Source organism: Mucilaginibacter angelicae (assembly GCF_042434235.1).
Classification (GTDB): domain Bacteria; phylum Bacteroidota; class Bacteroidia; order Sphingobacteriales; family Sphingobacteriaceae; genus Mucilaginibacter; species Mucilaginibacter angelicae.
Map to the genome: position 1 here is coordinate 619312 of NZ_JBHLTS010000004.1, position 20709 is coordinate 640020.

19 protein-coding genes are annotated in these 20709 nt (G+C 45.0%); 4 read left to right on the forward strand and 15 right to left on the reverse strand.

Going from position 1 to position 20709, the window contains the following annotated elements:
- The first annotated feature begins 104 nt into the window (after positions 1-104).
- The 3 genes from ACFFGT_RS02475 to ACFFGT_RS02485 are packed head-to-tail and all read left to right on the forward strand — an operon-like array spanning position 105 to position 4253.
- Positions 105-1601, forward strand: coding sequence for a TolC family protein (locus ACFFGT_RS02475; RefSeq protein WP_377020915.1), 1497 nt, complete (start codon positions 105-107; stop codon positions 1599-1601).
- A 1-nt stretch (position 1602) separates the two neighbouring features.
- Positions 1603-2667: an HlyD family secretion protein gene (locus ACFFGT_RS02480; protein ID WP_377020916.1), complete on the forward strand. Its 1065-nt coding sequence runs from the start codon at positions 1603-1605 to the stop codon at positions 2665-2667.
- Positions 2664-4253, forward strand: coding sequence for an MFS transporter (locus ACFFGT_RS02485; RefSeq protein ID WP_377020917.1), 1590 nt, complete (start codon positions 2664-2666; stop codon positions 4251-4253). Before ACFFGT_RS02480 ends, ACFFGT_RS02485 begins: the two co-directional genes overlap by 4 nt.
- 141 nt (positions 4254-4394) lie before the next feature.
- On the opposite strand, the gene ACFFGT_RS02490 is transcribed toward ACFFGT_RS02485, so the two are convergent.
- The 5 genes from ACFFGT_RS02490 to ACFFGT_RS02510 all read right to left on the reverse strand — a co-directional run bounded on the left by ACFFGT_RS02490 (position 4395) and on the right by ACFFGT_RS02510 (position 7291).
- Positions 4395-4727, reverse strand: coding sequence for an outer membrane beta-barrel protein (locus ACFFGT_RS02490; RefSeq protein WP_377020918.1), 333 nt, complete (start codon positions 4725-4727; stop codon positions 4395-4397).
- Between the two features lie 117 nt (positions 4728-4844).
- Positions 4845-5243 (reverse strand): OsmC family protein, encoded by a 399-nt coding sequence (locus ACFFGT_RS02495; RefSeq protein WP_377020919.1) that lies wholly within the window; start codon positions 5241-5243, stop codon positions 4845-4847.
- A gap of 16 nt (positions 5244-5259) precedes the next feature.
- Positions 5260-6162, reverse strand: coding sequence for a pirin family protein (locus tag ACFFGT_RS02500; protein WP_377020920.1), 903 nt, complete (start codon positions 6160-6162; stop codon positions 5260-5262).
- A 12-nt stretch (positions 6163-6174) separates the two neighbouring features.
- A complete protein-coding gene (locus tag ACFFGT_RS02505; protein WP_377020921.1) occupies positions 6175-6501 on the reverse strand; it encodes a GNAT family N-acetyltransferase in 327 nt (108 codons plus the stop codon).
- A gap of 184 nt (positions 6502-6685) precedes the next feature.
- Positions 6686-7291, reverse strand: a complete 606-nt coding sequence (locus tag ACFFGT_RS02510; RefSeq protein ID WP_377020922.1) for a DUF502 domain-containing protein — start codon at positions 7289-7291, stop codon at positions 6686-6688.
- A 394-nt stretch (positions 7292-7685) separates the two neighbouring features.
- On the opposite strand from ACFFGT_RS02510, the gene ACFFGT_RS02515 reads away from it, so the two are divergent.
- A complete protein-coding gene (locus tag ACFFGT_RS02515; RefSeq protein ID WP_377020923.1) occupies positions 7686-7982 on the forward strand; it encodes a hypothetical protein in 297 nt (98 codons plus the stop codon).
- Here ACFFGT_RS02515 and ACFFGT_RS02520 read toward each other — a convergent pair.
- The 10 genes from ACFFGT_RS02520 to ACFFGT_RS02565 all read right to left on the reverse strand — a co-directional run bounded on the left by ACFFGT_RS02520 (position 7969) and on the right by ACFFGT_RS02565 (position 20681).
- Positions 7969-8901 (reverse strand): ring-cleaving dioxygenase, encoded by a 933-nt coding sequence (locus tag ACFFGT_RS02520; protein ID WP_377020924.1) that lies wholly within the window; start codon positions 8899-8901, stop codon positions 7969-7971. The two genes, ACFFGT_RS02515 and ACFFGT_RS02520, sit on opposite strands and share 14 nt — an antisense overlap.
- A gap of 150 nt (positions 8902-9051) precedes the next feature.
- Entirely contained in the window at positions 9052-10185 is a 1134-nt protein-coding gene (locus tag ACFFGT_RS02525; RefSeq protein WP_377020925.1) for a sensor histidine kinase, read from the reverse strand.
- Between the two features lie 258 nt (positions 10186-10443).
- Positions 10444-12384, reverse strand: a complete 1941-nt coding sequence (locus ACFFGT_RS02530) for a sigma 54-interacting transcriptional regulator (RefSeq protein WP_377020926.1) — start codon at positions 12382-12384, stop codon at positions 10444-10446.
- 26 nt (positions 12385-12410) lie between these two features.
- Positions 12411-14663: a tetratricopeptide repeat-containing sensor histidine kinase gene (locus ACFFGT_RS02535; RefSeq protein ID WP_377020927.1), complete on the reverse strand. Its 2253-nt coding sequence runs from the start codon at positions 14661-14663 to the stop codon at positions 12411-12413.
- Between the two features lie 311 nt (positions 14664-14974).
- On the reverse strand, positions 14975-15655 hold the full coding sequence (locus tag ACFFGT_RS02540; RefSeq protein ID WP_377020928.1) for a YoaK family protein: 681 nt from the start codon (positions 15653-15655) through the stop codon (positions 14975-14977).
- A gap of 6 nt (positions 15656-15661) precedes the next feature.
- The gene (locus tag ACFFGT_RS02545) at positions 15662-16135 is read right to left on the reverse strand and encodes a Dps family protein (RefSeq protein WP_377020929.1); all 474 of its coding nucleotides are present in this window, start codon (positions 16133-16135) and stop codon (positions 15662-15664) included.
- A gap of 12 nt (positions 16136-16147) precedes the next feature.
- Positions 16148-16585: a DoxX family protein gene (locus ACFFGT_RS02550; protein ID WP_377020930.1), complete on the reverse strand. Its 438-nt coding sequence runs from the start codon at positions 16583-16585 to the stop codon at positions 16148-16150.
- A gap of 12 nt (positions 16586-16597) precedes the next feature.
- Positions 16598-18517, reverse strand: a complete 1920-nt coding sequence (locus ACFFGT_RS02555; protein WP_377020931.1) for an amidohydrolase — start codon at positions 18515-18517, stop codon at positions 16598-16600.
- Positions 18518-18528: 11 nt separating this feature from the next.
- Complete coding sequence (locus tag ACFFGT_RS02560) at positions 18529-19281, reverse strand: M17 family peptidase N-terminal domain-containing protein (RefSeq protein WP_377020932.1); 753 nt, start codon at positions 19279-19281, stop codon at positions 18529-18531.
- A gap of 29 nt (positions 19282-19310) precedes the next feature.
- Positions 19311-20681 carry an alginate export family protein gene (locus ACFFGT_RS02565; RefSeq protein ID WP_377020933.1) on the reverse strand — a complete coding sequence of 457 codons (1371 nt, stop codon included), beginning with the start codon at positions 20679-20681 and terminating at the stop codon, positions 19311-19313.
- Positions 20682-20709 lie beyond the last annotated feature (28 nt).

Genomic DNA, 20709 nt, shown 5'->3' on the forward strand with positions numbered 1-20709 from the left:
ATATATCATAAGACAGCAAAACCCGCCAAACAATACAATTAACTGTTAATCAATTCTTTAATCTATGGTACTCATATTGGTACGCCTGAATAAAATTCAGATAAATGGATAAAACCTGGAATATGGGGCAAAAATATAAGGTGAGTGCCCATCAGGAGCCTGAACCTTCATTACCGACGGTCTTTAGGAAGTCTTTCAAAACCCTTCCGGATGAAGTTTTCAGTTGGAAACAGCGTGTGTGTTCCGGGACCTTGCCGAAAGGGCCTGTACCACTCATAAAATTCTTTATTCTTTTAAACACGTTTATTACCGGTGCGTCCCTCAGTTGTACCGCCCAGGCGTCATCACAGAATCCCGCTGTTTATTTCACCATCGATGAACTTTGGCAAAAAGCATCTCTGAACAGTAAGGTTCTGAAAATAAGAGAGCTTGAGCTGCTACAACACAAGGAAGAGGTAAAAGACGCGATTGTTTCGCGCCTCCCGGATATAAGTCTTGACGGAGAATACGCCAAGCTCAGTAATCTGCCGCAATTCGAAGACGGTATCTTTCATAGTCCTACTTACTACCCGGTTGCCAACAATACCTATAGCCTCGGTGCATCAGTATTCTTCAATTTATATAACGCCGGGCATTTAAACAGGCAAATAGACGCGCAAAAAATAAATGTAAAGATCAGCGAACAGCAGCGAAACCTTACGGAATCCGAAATTAAACTGCTCGCAACCGCTTATTATCTGGATCTTTTGCGGGGCAGGGCATTCCAGGAGCTGCTCCGCCAGGACATCACAGAGCAGAATAAAGTTTTACTGCAGATAAAAGCGATATATAAAAATGGTGTGATCCTAAAAAGCGACGTGCTGAGAGCCGAGCTGAAATTATCCCGGCAGACATTGCAGGTCAATGAAATTAAAAGCGACAATGCGATAGCCCTGCAAAAAGTAAACCTGCTGACGGGTCAGGCCGACAGCACCCCTATTGAACCGCTGCAGCCGTTTTTACCTGATACTATACAGCTTGCGGCATACGAGACATTACTTTCAAAAGCGCTGGCCGGTGCACATGAGATTAATATTTCCCAAGAGGAAAGAAACCTCAGTGAGCTCCGGTTGCGGGATGTCAGAGCCAATACGCAGCCTGTTATAGGATTATTCGCCAATTATGCTTACAGCTATCCGCAAGGGCGGTTTTATCCTTATGTACTCTCACTTTACGGACTTGGATCCGTCGGTGTCCGGGCGTCATTACCCCTTTCTTCCCTGTTTAAAAACAAACACCGCGTAAATATCGCGGCACTGGAGGTTAAAAAAAACACCATGGAGCATCTGGATATTGAAGATCAGATCAGGAATCGTCTTAAGGAAGTGTATCTGCGGTTTCTGGATGACCAGGAACGTATCCGGGTAGCCAGATCCAGCATCATTCAGGCAACTGAAAACCTGCGCATTGTTAAAAACAGCTACCTGAACCAAACATCACTGATCACTGATTACCTGGACGCAGATGTACAGTTGCTGCAGACAAAATTTGATCTTACGGCCGCCAGGGTGGCTGCACAGCTAAGATATTACCAGCTTCAAAAAATAATCGGAACCTTATAAAATGGATAAGACAACACAAGACTATACAGCAACTGACAAAATAATTACCCGGATCACTTCCTGGACGGCAATCGTGATCCTCATTGTTTTACTGGTAATGGGGATCAGAATAATAACTGATCGTTTCCGGTATCAGATAACCAATGACGCACAGGTACAGGAATATATCAATCCTGTAGTGGCGCGCGTAAGCGGATATGTCAAAGAGGTCAGGTTTGAAGATAACCAGCAGGTAGATCAGGGAGATACACTGATAAAGATCGACCCCAGTCAGTTCCTGTTGCTGGAATCAGAATCGGCGGAAGCTACCGCTAATGCAGGGGCAGAGCTTAGCGTACTGGAAAGCAATATCATGACAGCGGCAAGACTTGCCTCAGTCAGTGAATCACAGATTTCCGCCGCAAGAGCACGATTGACCAAACAGGAGAAAGACTATAGCCGTTACAGCAAATTGTTCGCCGCTGAGTCGGCAACGGCACAGCAGCTGGAGGCGGTAAAAGAAGCGCTGGATATAGCCCGGTCCGACTATGAATCGGCTCTTGGCAATTACCGGGCTGCCCTCTCCCGTATTGAAGATTACCGGTCCCGGAAAGCCGGTTTGTCAGCGGAGATCAGGCGCCGCGATGCCGTTCAGAAAAGGGCCATGCTTGATTTAAGCTATACCGTTATTACAGCCCCCTATAAAGGAAAAATGGGCCGCAAAACCATTCAGAACGGTGAATTTGTCCAGGCGAACCAAACCCTGGCCAATATCGTTAATCAGGATGCGGATAAATGGGTTATCGCCAACTTTAAGGAAACCCAGATCAGTGAAATGCGTACAGGCCAGCCGGTCCTGATTGAAACTGACGCGTTTCCGGATGAAGTTTTTCATGGACAGATAGAATCGTTCTCTCCAGGTACGGGCTCCAGTTTCTCCCTGCTGCCCACAGATAACGCTACCGGGAATTTTGTAAAAATAGTGCAGCGTATACCTGTTAAAATAAAACTGACCGATAGCAGACAACATACCGGAATGCTTCGTGCCGGAATGAATGCGACGGTTAAAGTCATCAGGCACCCATGATAACACCTCCGAAAATGTATAAGGACCGGGTGCCGGAATGGGCAGTCAAGCTCTGCATATTTATGCTGCTGGTACCCAATTTACTCTTGTTTACCATATCAACGGCAAGCATAAATGCCGCCTGCGGTTTTTACGGTATAGACCCGAACGATGCCAATTATTCGTTGATTGTTTTGTACGCTGGACTGGTCAGTTATTTTCCGTTTGAACGAAGATTTGCTGCATACCTGGTTACTAAGGATTATCTCCTGATCAGTCTGATATTGGAAATCGGAACCACATACGGGGCCTGGTGCTCCAGGGACCTGGTCTCCTTGCTGATATTCCGGTTCCTGCAGGGAATAGCCAATATAAGCCTGGCCGCTATTTGCATTTCCCTAATATTTAACCACCTTAAAACAGAACGCGCACGCGAAATCGGTTATTCGGTTGTCTATTGCATCCTGCTGTGTATTTCTCCGGTAACTACCATACTGACAGCCCCCTTTCTGGATACGGTAAACTATAATGAACTTTACCTGATCGTCATGTATGCTTTTTTACCGGGCGGTTTATTCGCCATGCTGATCATGAACAGGGAGCGGCTTATCCCTAAAATACCGCTCGATCATCCCGATTGGCAAAGCTTTGTTATTTACGCAGCCGCTCTGCTCTCCCTTACCTATTTACTGGTTTACGGGCAGCAGCTGAACTGGTTTTCGGATCCCGGGATCATTAAAGGCACGATCATTTTCGCCGTTTCTCTCATAACTTATATCATAAGGCAGCGATATCTTAAACAGCCGTATCTTAACCTTGACGTTTACAAATACCCGGCATACCGCACCGGCATTGGCCTTATCATCATCTTATATCTGGCACGGGGCGCTTTCAATTTTACCACCCTGTACTTTACGAATGTACTGGGCATGGATCCTGCTCACCTTGGCAATATTTTAATTTTCAACATACTTGGCGCAATCGCCGGAACCCTGATATCATCCAGGCTAATGATCTTTAAGCGGTCATTCTATCTCATCTGGCAGGCAGGGTTCGCCATTTTACTAACGCATTATATCTGGATGATCTTTTTGTTCAGTAATCAGGCTAATGATTCAGCTTATTATTTACCGCTGCTATTGCAGGGCACCGGTGCAGGTATGCTGTTAACACCTATCATTGTTTTCATGGTCACTTCCGTCCCCCCGGATCTGGGACCCACGGCAGGGGCTACAGCAGTCTCCATGCGATTATTGGGTACCACGCTGAGTATAGCCATCATCAATTATTTTCAGCTATACGATACCGGTCTGCATCTTGACAGATTCAAGGATCAACTGTCCGCAACTGACCCCGCCGCCGTTTCCCGACTGAAATCATACCAGCATTTGCTTCTCCGCCATAACTCCGACACCGGTACGAGTATAACCGGTGCAGCACATATGCTCAAAAACTTACTGGACCGGCAGGTTTTGTTAAAAACCGCAATAGATTATTATACGCTGATCAGCATACTTATTTTTCTGACCATTATAGCCCTCGCTATTTTACCGGGATTACACACAAAAAAATCTACGCTCGATTCTGTCAGGGATATACCGGTATAACCAACGGTAAAACCTGGAAATAAACAAATGGCAATCATTTCATATTCTGTTTTTTACACAAAAAAAAGTAAAGATCATTTTGACCGTATAAACTGACATTAAAACCGCGGGTATCGAAGGTGTTTTGATAATTAGTTCTTGTTAACGCAAAATGCTATAAGTGACACTATATTTAAACAGCTCCAGGAAATCGGTCAGGGTTAACCTCACTGAAAGACTGTTTGAAAACTTTTCCGGGACAACCGCATTTACACGCCCCACACCTGCCTGGTCGAATTGGATGTTTTGGGTTTTAGATTGGAAAAAAACGTTCAGTTCCGCGTTCCAGCCTTTGCCCAATTTGAATTGTGTATTGCCATTGAAATAAAACACATCCCCATAAACATCTCTTAATAAGTCGTTTGAAATGGCTTGCGTATGTTCAAATTTGACGTTGCCAAAACCATTCTGGCCAAACCATTTGAGGGATTCCAACTGCCGCTTACAGATATTCTGTCAAAGTGGTAAAACCCCACATTCTCAAACGTGCTGCACAAAGGTACCGTTCTTAAGGAAGTTAACCACTTGAATAGTCACTTAGAGTATTGGTATCTATTTTAGCAGCGTTATTACTTCAATAGTCCCGGTCAGAATCTTATGGACGGGGCAGGCTTCAGCAATTTTGTGAATTTTTAATGCCAGATCTTTTTCAATTTCAATATCCCCGAAATTGATTACGCTCGTGAATTGTACCGTATGAGTTTGCGGGAAGTTTTTCAACTCTACTTCTACATTGATTTCCGGGATGTCCCAGCCTTTCCGGTCAACATACATCCGCAAAGTGGCTGCAGTACAGCTTGCGAGTGACGTGGCGAGGATTTCGTAAGGATTGAAGCCTTTGTTCCCACCACCGCTTTCGACAGGCTCATCTGTTATCAACCGGTTTTCTCCTGCGATTACTTCGGTATAATATTTTTCGGTACCCAAAGTTGCTTTTACTTTTACCGCCATTTCTTTAAGTTATATTTTACTTTCTGTTCAATACTGCATTTGGCAACGGAACAAATTCCAGATCATCTCCCGGAATTTTGGGGAAGGCGCTCAGGTTTTGGTTCAGCCAATTGACTTTTGCCTGTTCGATTATTTCTTTATCAGAATTGACGAAATTCCAGAAAATATACCGCTCTTCCGCGAATGGCTCACCCCCAAAAAGATAAATCGTGGTGTTCTCGCCCATTTCAAATTCGCATAAGTTGGCGTTTTTAGCAATCAATAACTGTTTAGGCCCGTAAGTGTTCCCCTCGATATTTACAAATCCGCTAAGAATATACATACCCACTTCACCAAAAAGCTCGTGACCAATATTTATTTTTTGTGCTGTTTGGGATTTTATCTCCAGAAAGTAAAGCGGACTATGCACCGGAACGCCCGACTTCCTTCCAAATGCTTCACCGGCAATTAGCTTGTAATGTATATCACCTACGCTCCATTCCGGGATTTCGTCGGCCTCAATATGGAAAAATGAAGGCTCGCTTTGCTCCTTTTCCTTTGGAAGAGCCACCCAGATCTGGAATCCGTGAAGTTTTTGTTCTGTATTTCTTAGATATTCGGGTGTTCTTTCGGAGTGTACAACGCCTTTTCCTGCATTCATCCAATTCACTGCGCCTGCTTTTATTTCAACGGCATTCCCGATGCTGTCCCGGTGGAAAATAGCTCCTTCCAAAAGATAAGTCAGCGTAGATAGTCCGATATGTGGATGCGGCGGAATGTCCAGATTTTGATAATCTTTCAAAAGAGTCGGTCCCATGTGATCTATAAAAACAAAAGGCCCTACTGCCCGTTTTTCCCGGAAAGGGAGAAGCCTGCCTACAAGAAAATTCCCGATATCCGCGGCACGCTCTTCTAAAATTAACCCAATATTCGATTGCATAGCTTGATGTTTTTAATTTGAAAGCTGAGAATAGGCTGGAAATGATTCGTCCACAATGCTTGTCCACTCCGGATGTTTTTTGAGATAGGCAAACACATACGGGCAATACGGCAGCAATTTCTTTCCGCTTTCTTTTATATACGCCAGTGTTTTTTCTACCACGGCCTGCGCTGCCCCGGTACCGGCAAGTTCCGGTTCGGCTTCGGTATGGATCAATGCGATCAAATGCGTGGTTTCTTTGTAGTCGATATACGCAAAATGCCCGTTTACTTCGATTTCAAATCGCATTTTCTCCGCATTCTTATTTAGCTTAATATTTTCAAATTCCGGCTTCATCATGATGGTTTTTAAATCGTTTTTATTCGCCCTTACTGCTCCGGTCCACCCGTACCCCGAATATAAGGTGTCTTTCCGAGAAACAGGAATCTATTACAGTACCAATGGATAGGCTCGCAGAAGATGATCCGTTAGCTGGCGGATCATTCGCTAATGTTAAGATAAGGAGCCTCCAATAAGAACCATATCAATCATTCTTACCGTCCTCAGCAGTCAGCTGACCCAGCAACCCGCCTCCGGAGCGGATCAATATGTTATCAAACTCAGTAAGTGAAAAAGGAAGGCGGACCACTTGTGAAGCGTCAACTATATGAACGGCACCTCCACCCAAAATCGTGCTGTTGGGGAAAAAGACGACGCAGCGCAAGACCTTTTGGTCAACAAGTATGCCCAACTGTTCAGAGGATGGCCATTGCACGAGTACCGGTATACCATTGTTCTCCTTTACATGCAGTTTCTCCTCCATCATTGATTTAAGAAAGTTGTAGCCGGGCATCATATCCAGCACCTGATGCTCCACCCAGTTTTTTGCACGCCGGAGCAAAGCAATGCGAACGAGGATGCCCAGCGCAAAAATGAAGGCGATTGCCGCTAATAAAACAACAGGGAGCAGCAGTACCAGACCGCCATGCGATTTTATCCAGAGATTATTTTGCAAAGTCCCGATAGCTGTACCAATGCCGCCTATAGCCCCGCTGAATACCCAACCAAGTGCCACCAATGGTATTAAAAATATAATGCCATTAATAAATGTGCTGCGAATAACATTTCCTGTTTGTTGTATGAGGCTCATGATTTACAATTTTTTGTTTAAATATAGTCTGAAAACGCGTTCTCCGTTGTGCAAGCAGCTAAGATAAAAAGTCATCGGGTATATCAATGGCAGGGACAAAAAACAGCGTTCCTGTTTTTGCTGTGCTGAAATCCAATATCTGATCCGCTGTATCATAACCAGACACTGAACCAAGACTCCATACAGCATTACTTATTATGCTACAGCCATATCTGGCGGCCAAATCTGACAGGATATGCAATGCAAAACATACAGACGACTGAAAATCAAGCTATTGATATCGTCAATTTCCGAAATATCGTCATCTAAAACCATCTAAAACAACAGTATATAATTGTATATCAACAAGTTATAAAATGGTTTTCCATTTGCAATTCTCTTTGAAATTTTATTTATGACAAACTTTTCAAAACGAAAGATCAATTACTCATTAACAGAGCGGGTTAAACAGCTTCATAGTGAGGGATATGTGTATGATTTTGCAGTTGATACAGGCAAAACGGTCTTTTGCCTGCAAAGCAATTCAGCGATCGAAAACAGCGCGTTCACCGTAAAGCTTATAGACCAGATCTACGATCAGCTTTTCATGGGGTATAAATATATCCATGCAATTGAAACAGATACCGGAGAAAAGGGAATACTCCTTTCTCCGGAAATCTATTTTCAACATAAGTTGCTTAATTTATCTTAGGCAGAACTTTTTCCAGGTGTTCACGATACTGTTCATATTGTGCCGGCAGTTTCAGGTTCATACCCAGTTCGGCCACCGGTTCGTCAACAGCGAAGCCCGGATTGTCCGTAGCAATTTCGAAAAGTACACCTCCCGGTTCCCTGAAATACAGGGAATAGAAATAGTTACGGTCTATTTTTTCGGTTATGGATAAACCGGCAGCGATTACTTTATCCCTGTACTGCATCAGCACTTCTTCATTTTCTACACGGAATGCCACATGGTGCACAGAGCCTCCGGCGACGAACCCGCCTTTCTCATCTGCCTCAATTATATCTATTGTATTAGCAGTATCGATAGCGCCGGTAGCGTAACGATAACGGTTACCTTCGGTTGCACGTTGAGTATAGTCAAAGATCTGCGTTAATATATTAGCTGTAGGACCTGCCTTTCTGACTGTTATCGTGACATTATAAAATCCTTTCAAAGCATTTTCCGGCTTGATTTCGTCAGTTTCCCAGCCTTTGCGTTTATCAATCGTTTGGGATTCTATCAATTCAAGTTTGAGGCCGTCCGGGTCAAACAGGGTAAGATAGCGCTCCCCGAAGCGTTCCGCGAATTCTCCGAGCCGGATATTATTATCGGACAGGCGCTGCTTCCAGAATTCCAGGCTGCCGGCCGCTACCGAATAGCCGATTGCTGTTGCCTGGCCTGAGCCGGATTGGCCCGCCTGCACTTTACCCCATGGAAAAAATGTCAGAATAGTACCCGGCGTACCGAACTCATCGCCATAATAAAAATGATAGGTCTCAGGATCATCAAAGTTGACCGTCTTTTTAACGAATCTCAGACCCAGAATTTTCGTATAAAAATCATAATTGCTTTTAGCATCACCTGCAATTGCTGTAATGTGATGAATACCCTTTAATTTGTTTTCCATATCTGTTTATAATATTTGTTGATTTCCTTTTTGTTACTGTAAAAATACCTGCCGCAAGTCGCCGGGGACCTGACCTGGGTTAAGAAACACATCCCGGTAAAGAACATATCGGAGTGCGCCATATACATATGATTTTCAAGAGATTAACATTCACGGATTGCCTGCCGGGGCCGGCAATGAGAAATAAAAAGAAGCCCCCTGATTGATCATACTTTCCACCCAGACTTTTCCGCCGTGCTGGTTAATAATCTCTTTCACCAGGTATAACCCTAAACCATAACCATCAGCATGAGTGCCGGGCGTGCGGTAATACCGGTCAAAAACCTTTTGATGATATTCAGGATGGATACCTATACCGTTATCTGTAACAGCCAGCGTCACTTCGCCGTTTCCCTGATGGCATTTAAGTTCAATAAGGCTGTTTGCCGCTGAGTATTTGACGGCATTGGAAAGATAATTTAAAATCACCTGCGTAATTTTCCGTTTGTCCGCCTTGACGTTTATTGAAGAACTGGTTTCAATATTGAACCGATACCCGGGATGCCTTAACCGTATCTGGGCGATAATATCATCCATGAGCGCGGCCATATTGAAACTCTCATAAAACAGCTTCATTTTAGCGTTGCCTATGGTCGCAAATGAAAGATAATCCTCCGTAAGCAAAGCCATCATCGACACCTGCTCGTCCGCTTTATTCAGAAATAACGTCACATCTTCTATCTTTTTGTCTGCTAAGATCTTATACGCCCGCTGCAGATATAATTTGATGACGCTGAGCGGACCTTTTAACTCATGACTGAGCAAGCCAAGGCGGTCATGGTTCCATGTTTCCTTCGTTTTCGTTTCTGTAATGTCAATCAGGGTTCCCATGTACCTTCTCCGCCGGTCCCCGGCCTGATCGTAAGTTTTACCGCATAATTTAAACCACCTGCCTTCTGTTCCTGCCGGCTCCTGAACCATAAACTCTGCAGTGAATCGCCCATGTGCTCCGCACGAATCCCTTAGCGCATTAAATACTTCTTTGCGACTTGAAGAAGTGATCTTCCGGAACAGTTCAGCAAAAGTATACCCTGTCTTATCCGGCAGCCTGAGCAGGCTTTTGATAGTTGAACACAGGCTTACCCTCATGGTGTCTCCGTCAAATGCCCATATGCCTATAGCTGAGTCCGCCATGATCCTATCCAGACTAAAATCATTTAGTGTTCGCGAAGCCCGTTCTACCGGCAAAACCCGGGGATCAAATACCGCGGATTCATATTTCTGATTTTGAGTACTTATCGACATAACTATAAATTAAGTTGCCGGTGTAACCGGCATGTGCAGCTGATCCTGATTATTTAGAAATTAACTCAGCCTATATAATCCATCGACATACCAATATTTAAAATACTGAAAAACAAATATTTACATACAAAACCACAATAAAATATTTACGCCATATCGTCAATTTATGACAAACTCCGTTTGTTTACAGGTCATTTCATTATGCAATAAAAAAGGCCCCGCACAAACGGGACCTTTTTTCAAAATTAGTTGAAGTGATTATTTCACGTACTCATATTTAATACCGAGCTTTTTAATTTTTGAATTAAGCGTGGTGGAGGGTATGTTCAGCATTTCTGCTGCACCGCCCTCGCCGTATATCTTTCCTTTACATAATTTTAATATTTCCAGGATATGCTCCCGTTCCATTTCTTCCATTGTCCTGACACGATAGCCTTCCTGTCCCTGCAAGGCCCCTGCGGGAGTGGCCCTGGGGATATCAATATACGCTATAATGTCATCTGTCGCCATTAACAAACTCCGCTCAATAAGGTGTTCCAGCTCTCTGATATTACCGGGCCAGTCATAATCCATTAAGGTCTGCATAGCCTCGTCACTTATACCCTTTACGTTTTTGTTTGACTTTTTAATAAAACGGCCCAGAAAGTAATTAGCCAACAGCGGAATATCTTCCTTCCGCTGCCTTAGAGAAGGTAATTCTATCGGAAAAACATTAAGCCTATAATAAAGATCGAGCCTGAAACGTCCCTCGGCAACTTCCTTTTCCAGGTTGCGGTTGGTTGCGGCTATAATACGGACATTAACCTTTTTGATATAATTGCCGCCAAGTCGTTCAATTTCCTTTTCCTGTAAAACACGTAATAACTTAACCTGCGCCTCCAGCGGCAGCTCGCCTATCTCATCCAAAAATATGGTTCCCCCGTCGGCCTGTTCAAATTTGCCTGTTCGTTTTTCGGTAGCGCCGGTAAATGCCCCCTTTTCATGGCCGAATAACTCGGATTCTATCAGGTTTATCGGCAGTGCGGCACAGTTAACTGTTACCAGCGGCTTACCTTTTCTCGGCGATGATTTGTGGATGGTTTGTGCAATCCTTTCTTTCCCGGTACCGCTTTCACCCATAATCAAAACAGATGTTTCATCCGGCGCAACGATAGTAATTTTATTAAATACAGCTTTGAGCAGTGGGCTTTCGCCGATAATTCCGTTAAAACTCTGATGAGCGGCAGGCACCGTAAGCGGCGCGGAAGAGGTTCTGAACGTGCGCTCCTGTTTTATCTCAGCGTCTTTTTTTAGCAGGATTCCGGTGATCAACTGATTGATGGCCGCTTCATTTTTTTGCAGCAGGTCCATTTGAAGTTTGTTATAACTTTCTGAACCGGCACTAAAAAAGGTTAACTTGTATACATAGCCATCCGCCGGTTTGGCGTCGTAATATAAAGCGGACTGGTATTTATAATGATCGCTTAAAGCTTTTAACCATAAACTGTCCATCTTCAGACGGCGGAATTCAAAATTATTATAAAACTGGTTCCTGGTATCTGTCGCTGATGATTTCCATGACCTGTAATCCCTTTGCGTAATACCCGTCAGATCCAGCAAAGAGCCGAGTGAAAGAACCTGAAAAATATTTAAAGTATTTTTTACCAGGTAAACATGTTCACCCTCTGTCGCTCCCTCGTTTCTGGTAATGCTTAAACAATCAAAAGGAATAATACTTTGCAAGGCGGTTGCTGCCTGTTTAAGCTTTTCGTCCCTGCTGTCAGTTCTGGCAGCGATTTGTTCGATCTGTTCCGGCAGGGAGGCTTCTTTCGGCTGGTTAAACTTCCTGCTTTGCTCATGCCTGTAAAGCGCAATATCAAGCATCACCAGCAAATCCTTCTCACGAAAGGGTTTCACCAGGAAACCATAGGGTTCTGTCGCCTTCGCCGCTTCCAAAATGGCCTGGTTGGTATTGGCCGATATATAAATGAACGGAATGCCCATTTCGCTTAACTGCCCGGCTAAGTCAATACCTGTTTTTGTACCCTGCAGAAATATATCCAGCAGTATCCAGTCAGGACTTTTGGACTTGATCAGATCTATAGCCTTGGCAACGGAGGGTGCAATACCGCAAACTTTGTATCCAGCCTTTTGAAGCATGATCCGGAGATCGTTTGCTACTATAAACTCATCCTCAACTATTAAAATATTCTCTTCCATCAATTTATTAAATACCTGAAAACGGATCAGGAAATATCATTCTCTAAGTTATCAAATTCTATGGCTTTGAAGGTAACACATACCCTCAGACCATTTTTGTTTTCCAGCAAAAATTCGCCGTCCAGTTGCTGGCTTAGTCCCTGCATGAGGCTCATCCCCAGCGAACCGGTGTTATAAGGATCAAAGCCTTCGGGCAGCCCGGGCCCGTTGTCCGTAACACACAACAGATATCTGCCATCGTTTGCCGGTTTCAGAAAGATATCTATCCGGCCCATTTTTGTTTCTTTAAAAGCGTATTTAATGGAATTGCTGATGGCTTCGTTCAATATCAGCCCTAAGGGGACAGCTTGTGAAACGTCCAGTTTAACGGCACTTACTTTAAGATCCATAACTACATTTTTGTCGCTGCTGAAACTGTCACTTAGATATGCTACCAGTTCCCGGATATAAACAGCCATGTCGATCGTTGACAAATTTTCTGACTGATAAAGCTTCTGATGTATTAGTGACATGGTCTGCATACGATGCTGGCTGTTCTTTATAGCGTCCAGCGCGTCTTCATTTTCGAGATATGCGGATTGCGTATTAAGCAGGCTGATCACGATCTGCAGATTATTTTTAACCCGGTGATGAATTTCCTTTACCAGCCATTCCTTCTCCTGTAAAAGCTTACGCAGTAACTCATTTTGGTTATTGATCTTACTTTGCTTTTTTTCCATGATGGCATTACTCCGTGTTTTCAGCAGGTACCGGTTATAAACAAGTCCCAGGAAACTGAATAATATGATAAGGCCTCCAATGAATACTTTCCGGTAGATCGACTCGATCCTGATCCTGTTTTCCTGCAGCTGACTTTGCTGGGTAAGCATAGCGATATGCTGGTCTTTGTGTTCAACGTCAAACTGCAGCTGCAGTTCATTAAGCTGCTTTCTCAACGCCTCGTTTTTATTGGAATCGCTTACCGTTTTGTATAATTTATAATGCGCTAATGCCGAAGCGTATTTTCCTAATGCCGAATCGGTTCTTGACCAGTACAATTCGTTTTCCATCCGGGCATTATGCATATGATTAAGCACAGTTATCGAATCATTGAGACGGAGATATTTATAGGCTTTCCTGTATTGCCCGGTTTCAAAAAAATAGCGTATCGGGGCTTTATTTAAAGTAGTATTCCGGCCGACCTCCGCCGGAAACTTTTTACCGAGCCGATCCAGCGAATCGATATAATACCTGGCCCTGGGATACTGTTTAAGGTCCATATAGATATTGGCAAACAGAAAATTTGTCGTTATCAGCTGATCCTTTTTTGTTGGCGGATATCGCTTGACCAACCCATTCAGCTCCGCGAGGGCTTTCTTTGGATTGTCCAGCTTTTTTAGCAAAAGTGCCAGATTGAACTTAATTTCCTGTATGGCCCCGGCATCTTTGTACTTTTCAGCGATTGCCTCGGCCTTTGTATAGTATACGAAGGCAAGCTGATAGTTTTTCAGCACATAGTAAGTGATCGCCAGCCGGTGGTATATGGTGCATAGCTGCATACCATCGTCATGGACCTCTTCTGCGACTTTTACGGCGAGCAAACCGTATTTCAGCGCAAGCATATTTTCCCCATTTAAATGGTATACGTAACCAAGCAGATTGGTAACCCCCTGAATTTGTTTATAACCAACTGCTTTGTAAACCTCCAATGCTTTCTCCAACGCACTGATTGACTTTGATATTTCTTCATTGATCTGGTAATAATCGCCCAGGTCCTGCAATGTGTAGGCTAATTCCAGACTATTACCGGCCTGACCGATCAATGCCACCGCCTTTTCCGTATAGGCGATCTTCTTATGCAGGTTATCATCATCGTCAACGGAGAAAAAAGCGGCGGCAGACCTGTAGGCCTCTCCTGTTTCGTAGGGCATTTTATGAGCAACGAGAAATGCCAGAGCCTTTTCATTTGTTTTCCACGCCAGGTCACGGTCACCGCGTTCACGGTAAACCTGCCCGTCAAGAAGGATACTTCGTCCGACACCGGCATCGTAGTCCAGCGCTAAACTGAGTTGTTTTGCCTGCCTGCTGAAAAGCAATGCGCTATCCATGTCTTTTGCCAATTCCCCGGGTTTGTTTAAATAATATCTTCCAAGATCAATTAACAGCACTGCTTTCGCAGTATCCTGTTTGCTTAAAGCCAACTTTTGCCGCATCTGCTCCAAAGATGAAACCGTTTGTGCAAAAGCAGAAGCAAATGAAAAAACCAGTGATATAAATAATATATGAATGCTCAGCCGCATGATGAATACTGTCCTTTTATCTTCTTTTATCTGTTACACAGTAAGCCGGGCTTTCAAATTGAGAACGCTACTTCAGTCTGTAAATCAATCAATAACTCCAACAAGAATACCATCCGACAAAGCTCTAATAATCAACAAATTGACCAGAAATAACAAGAGATTAGATTACGATATATCGTTAATTTACTAACCAAAGCAGGGAGACGACCCGCAAATTGTATCAATAGTAAAAAGAGGCTGCATCATGATGCCAGCCTCTTTTTACCCCGGATTAATCCGGATACCCGGATCGGGGTTCAGCGTTTCCGGTCTCAGCCGTTAGTTACAGGCGTATTTCTTCCCGCGCTGAAATAACAGATGATCATACCGGCACCGGGCAAAATAACAACGCCTAAACCGAAACTTTTGGCCAGCAATGCCCCGGCGAGGCAGCCAAGCAGAAAGGCGCCGATGGTTATGCTCTGTTTTTTGAGGCTTTGTACAGATAAAACATCTTTAAAGGTAGATGAAATTGAATTACCAAGATCAAGAGAAGCTTGTGTGACATTACCTGTCATCATGGTGGTTGGCCCGTAGGTTTCTTTGGCGTACAGTTTGCCAAATGCATTCTGGAGCCCCATGGCAAATACAACCATCATCACAACCACATAAGTTTCCCAGATAAGCCCGGGGCTATGTATAAAAACTTCCGAAATAATGCCGCTCAATAAAAGAACGACACCTTCAGCAAGCAGTATTTTATACCGGTTAACGGATCTTGCAGCAATCAACCCGCCGATGATCACGGATATGATAAATACCGGAAAAGTCAGGAGCTTGATCCAGGCCTGGGCGTCCGCCCCTTTGATCATCTGGTAGGCGAACACGATAAAGTTCCCGGTAACGTGGGCAGAGAAAACAGAGCCTGCCGATACAAAGGTGACGGTATCACAGTAACCCGCCGTTGCAGCTAACATAAACGTCACAAACCAAATACTTTTTTGATTTTCCATAAGCACTTATTTTAAATGTGACCGCAGCATCCAGGCCATCTTTTCATGTGTTTCCATAAGGCCGGTAACATAATCGCTGGTGCCGAGATCCTTCAGGTCATTCGCAAAAATATTGATGTTCTCCCTCAGGTGAATGATCAGGCTTTCGTGGTCGTTCAGTAATTCTGTGATAAACCCCGCACCATCATTTTTGTTATGCAGGACTTCGGAAAAGTGGGTCAACTCCAGGAAGCTTTTCAGTGTAGCCGGTGCATAATGCCCAAGTGACCTGATACGTTCTGCAACACTGTCCATGATCTCATCCAGCTGCTCGTACTGGCCCTCAAAGAAAAGATGTTTACTGTGAAAATCAGGACCTTCAATATTCCAGTGCGCATTCCTGGTTTTGGTATAAAGTACATACTCATCTGCAAGTATTTTGTTTAAAGCGTGGGCTACCCCGCCAAGGTTTTCTTTTGATATTCCGATTTTTGGTTCCATTGTTATAGATATTTAAAAGTTAAAAAAGTGATTGAAAAGATATTGATCAAGCGATATACTGCCCGGGCCTGTTGCCACCAACAGTAAAAAACAGATAGTGTACATATAAGGCACATCCTTTGCTTCAATAGGGTCATTTTTGTGCACTATAAAGTAACCTACCGCGGTGATACCTATGGTCGGCAATACGGCCAGGCGCGTAAACACACCCAGGATCACCAGTACCGGCACTATGGTATCGGAAATTGTAGCGATCAGGTTGTTTAAGTTCTGGGGTAAACCAAGCGGATTGGGTACTACCTCCGGTTTGCCGTCATTTCCCCTGAACTTTTTCATTCCGTGTACACGGAAGAGCTCTATAGCAAGCAAAATACGGAAGGCCAGCATAGCCCAGTTGGCCTGAGCTGAACCTAAGTCCGAATAAAGCAGCTGTTTGATGATATCGTCCATAATCTTTATAGTTTAAAATGCGAAGCATGAACAGCCCAAAGCCCCCCAGAAAGCGGTATAATTATCCACCGGCACATTGCTCATGCGCGCGTCATTATGGTTATGTCCATGCACATTACAGCTGCCGATACAGGCATGCACCGCATTTGCTATCTGCAACTGCATGATGGCATCGTCAGATTTGCGTTTTTCGGCTTTGGCCTGTCTGGAATAAGCGGGGGCCAGATGATTGCTGCCCGGGAAATAGCCGTTATAAATTTTTGTTGGCGACCAGTCAGGCAATATGGGTACAGGCGGCGGATTATGTGAGGAAAAAGCACCTTTGGCATATACCACCCTGCCGCCTAATATGGTCAGGTCGGCTTCAATAGACTTTATCTCCTCTTCATCCACGGTAAAATAATCCCGGTCAAGTACCGCCAGATCGGCGAGCTGGCCAATTTTTATACTTCCTTTTTTCTGTTGTTCGTTAGAAAACCAGGCACTGCCCCTGGTATAAAGCTCCAGAGCGGTTTCACGGCTTAACTTACTGTCATCATCATAGATAGATAATCCGCCTACCGTTTTGCCTGATGTCAGCCAGTATAATGCCAGCCAGGGGTTATAACTGGAAACCCGTGTGGCATCGGTGCCTCCGCCTACAGGTACCTCCATCTCCAGCATTCTTTTTACCGGCGGGGTCTGCAGGGCCGCTTTTTTACCGTATCGGTCCGCAAAATACTCGCCCTGGAAAGCCATCCTGTCCTGTATCGCGATACCTCCTCCAAGTGCCTTGACACGTTCTATATTTTTTTCACTGATGGTTTCTGCATGATCAAAGATCCATGGCAGGCCATTGAATGGTATATCCCTGTTCACTTTCTCAAATACATTTAAAAACCGGGTGATACTTTCGTTGTAGGTAGCATGCAGGCGGAAAGGCCAGCGGTTTTCGACCAGCAGGCGCACAACACGCTCCAGTTCATCCTCCATTTGTTCGGGCAGTTCGTGCCGCGGCTGCAAAAAGTCCTCAAAATCTGCCGCCGAAAAGACCAGCATTTCACCGGCACCGTTATGGCGGTACATATCATCGCCCTGGTACACCTCTACGCTTTTGGTCCAGTTTTCAAAATCTTCTTTCTCCTGTTTGGGGTGCTGGGTAAACAGGTTATAAGCTATTCTTACGGTCAGTTTGCCCTCATTGTTTAATTCCTCGATTACCCTGTAGTCGTCCGGAAAATTCTGGAAACCGCCCCCGGCGTCAATGACGCTGGTGATACCGAAGCGGTTCATTTCGCGCATATAATGGCGGGTGGAATTGACCTGGTGTTCGTACGGTAATTTAGGCCCCTTTGCTAAAGTAGCATACAGGATCATGGCATTGGGTGTTGCCAGGATCAGCCCGGTTGGCTCACCGTTCGCATCCCGTTCAATCTGCCCTCCCGGCGGCGCGGGCGTATCTCTGGTATAGCCAACCGCCTTCAGCGCGGCCCGGTTCATAAATGCCCGGTCATACAAATGCATGATAAAAACAGGGGTATCCGGTGAAATGGCGTTGATCTCGGCAAGGGTAGGCATGCGTCTCTCAGCGAACTGAAATTCAGACCAGCCGCCTATTACACGTACCCATTGCGGTGAAGGGGTGCGGTCTACCTGTTCCTTGAGCATCCGCATCGCATCAGCCAGTGAGGGTACGCCATCCCAGCGCAGTTCCAGGTTGTAATTGAGCCCGCCCCGGATCAGGTGCGTGTGCGAATCATTAATACCCGGTATAACCCTTTTCTTTTGGAGATCGATAACGGCAGTATCGTCGCCGGCATACTGTAATACCGGGCCGTCCTCACCCACTGCGATGATCTTACCATCTTGTATCGCTACTGCCGTCGCGGCAGGCAGCGCGGTGTCAACGGTGTGGATCTTACCGTTAAACAATACCATATCTGCTTTTTTCATAGCCGGCCGTATTATTTTCGGGTTAACAAATAGGCTTTAATAGCATCACCGGAAGGTGTGAAAAATGCCTGTCCTGCCAGCAACGTTACTTTGGTTAACGGTTTGTGGGTACTTACTTTTTTCTTTGCCAGGTAGACTTCTGTTTCATACGCGTCCAAAGCACCTTTTACAACGTTAACCGCAACAGTACCGGTCGGGGAATCGATCCCCCCGTCCTTCAGATCGCTTGCGTGCGAATAGCTGCTTACCCCCAGGCGCAAAGCTTCGCGCATACCAACCCTGCCGACATCGGTCATCAGGTCCGGGGTAAAATCCTTGCGGTTACCCAATCCGACCAGCAGTAATTTCTGTGCAGGCATACTGCCTTTCGGCGGGGTCAGCAGCATGGTCTCTAACCGGTGACCTAAAAACTTCCCGCTTTTACGCAGATCAGTTATCAGACCTTTTAAAGCCTCATCTACATGCAATAAGCCATTGGCGGCCGCAGGTAGCGCCTGCGGGCTGGTCAGATCACCTTCCTCGTATTCAAAAATGCATATGACCTGGAGCGGTGTAGCCTGGCCCGAAGGACTTTGCACTTTACCTTCGATAGCGATACCGTCGGCTTTACCCAGAATAGCAGTGGTGCCCACTGCGGTTAATTGCGGCTTTACCGTTTGCGCTGATACACCTGCACTAACGGCAACCAGTATAAGCAATGATGAAAGAGCCACCCTGAAATTTTGCTGCATTGTCTTGCCCGCAGTAATGAATAATTTAGTCATGATGTTGTATTTTATATTTTAAATAAGTTTTAAAATTTAAAGGTGAATTGCAGGTTATAGAACCAGGAGTTGGCAGTAGGCTTTACCACGTCCTGTATGAAAGCCCCGGTTCTGAAATATTGCGCGCCGCTGCTCAGCGAGAAAAACCTGCTGAACCGGTAATCTGCACTCACGAGATATGTTGTACCTATATATTTTTGCGATGAGCCTGCTCCGGGAAGGTTGAAATTACCGCTGGGCCTGTATAAACCATCCTGGATAGAATAGCGCCAGTTGAATACCACGTCGGCCTGCAGGTCACACTTACTTGAAAGGCTGTAAGTTGTATAGGGATGCAGATCGATGAGGTTGGCCGGGCCTATAAGCGGGTTAAAACCGAAGTACCCGCCCTTTGGATAAAGCGGATTAAAGGTTTGCAGGTTGCCATCCCCCTGCTTCTGATCACCGGAGATATAATCGTTCCTGAGGTTAATACTTGGCTTTCCTTTCAGCTGATCAAAAACATAACCAATATCAACAGCTGCCGTCCAGGCATTGATCTTACCCTTTCCAAAAGTACCGAACTGGTATGCGCCTTCCAGGTTGTAAATAAAACCGCCGCCGTAATTCCAGTACCGTGCAGCTATGGTATGCCTGGTCTCATCAGCCACACCTTCCTCAAATCTATGGTTGCTGTTTTGGGTCCCCAAATAGTAAAAATCAAAATTTCCACCCTTGCGGATGATCAATGTTGAATAGGCTCCCCAGAGATTTACCTGATGCGTCGGCTTATTATCAAATACGCCGGGGTTTACCTGATCCGCCATCATGGCAAACCCGTCGACAGAAAACAAGCCAGATTTATAGGTCGCCTTCGCGCCCGTAAAATACAAACGCAGGTTGGTCCCTTCACGAACGGAGATCAGCCTGCCGCTGCCGTAATTGAGCTCCTGCCGGCCAGCCCTGATAGAAATGCTTTGATCATCTTTTTGCCAGACCTTCAGTTCGGCAAAAAGATCCTGAACATTCAGCTTATCCTCATCAACAGGAGCCGGGCCATATTTGCTTCCATTTTCAAGGCCGCTGTTGATCTGCGCGAATACCCTGAAACGGCTGCCCATCTGCAGATTGGTGTTTAGTGAGTACCGCTGCAGCAGGCTGTAATTATAGCCCTGCCCGGCTATCCAGTTCTCATCCATTTTACCGGCGTATTCATAACGGATCTCGCCGCCGACAGAAAGGTAAATACTGCGGTTTGCCGACAACCCGATGTACTTTATCTTATTATAAATCTTACCGGATGTATCCGATTTAAGCGCACTGTAATCCTCGTCATAGCGCATCAGTTTAAATGATTGCGCCAGGACAGACTGACGGCCGAACAAGAATAGTACACATATTATAAGGATTGTTTTCTTCACGGGAAAAGGACAATAGTTCAATAAAAAG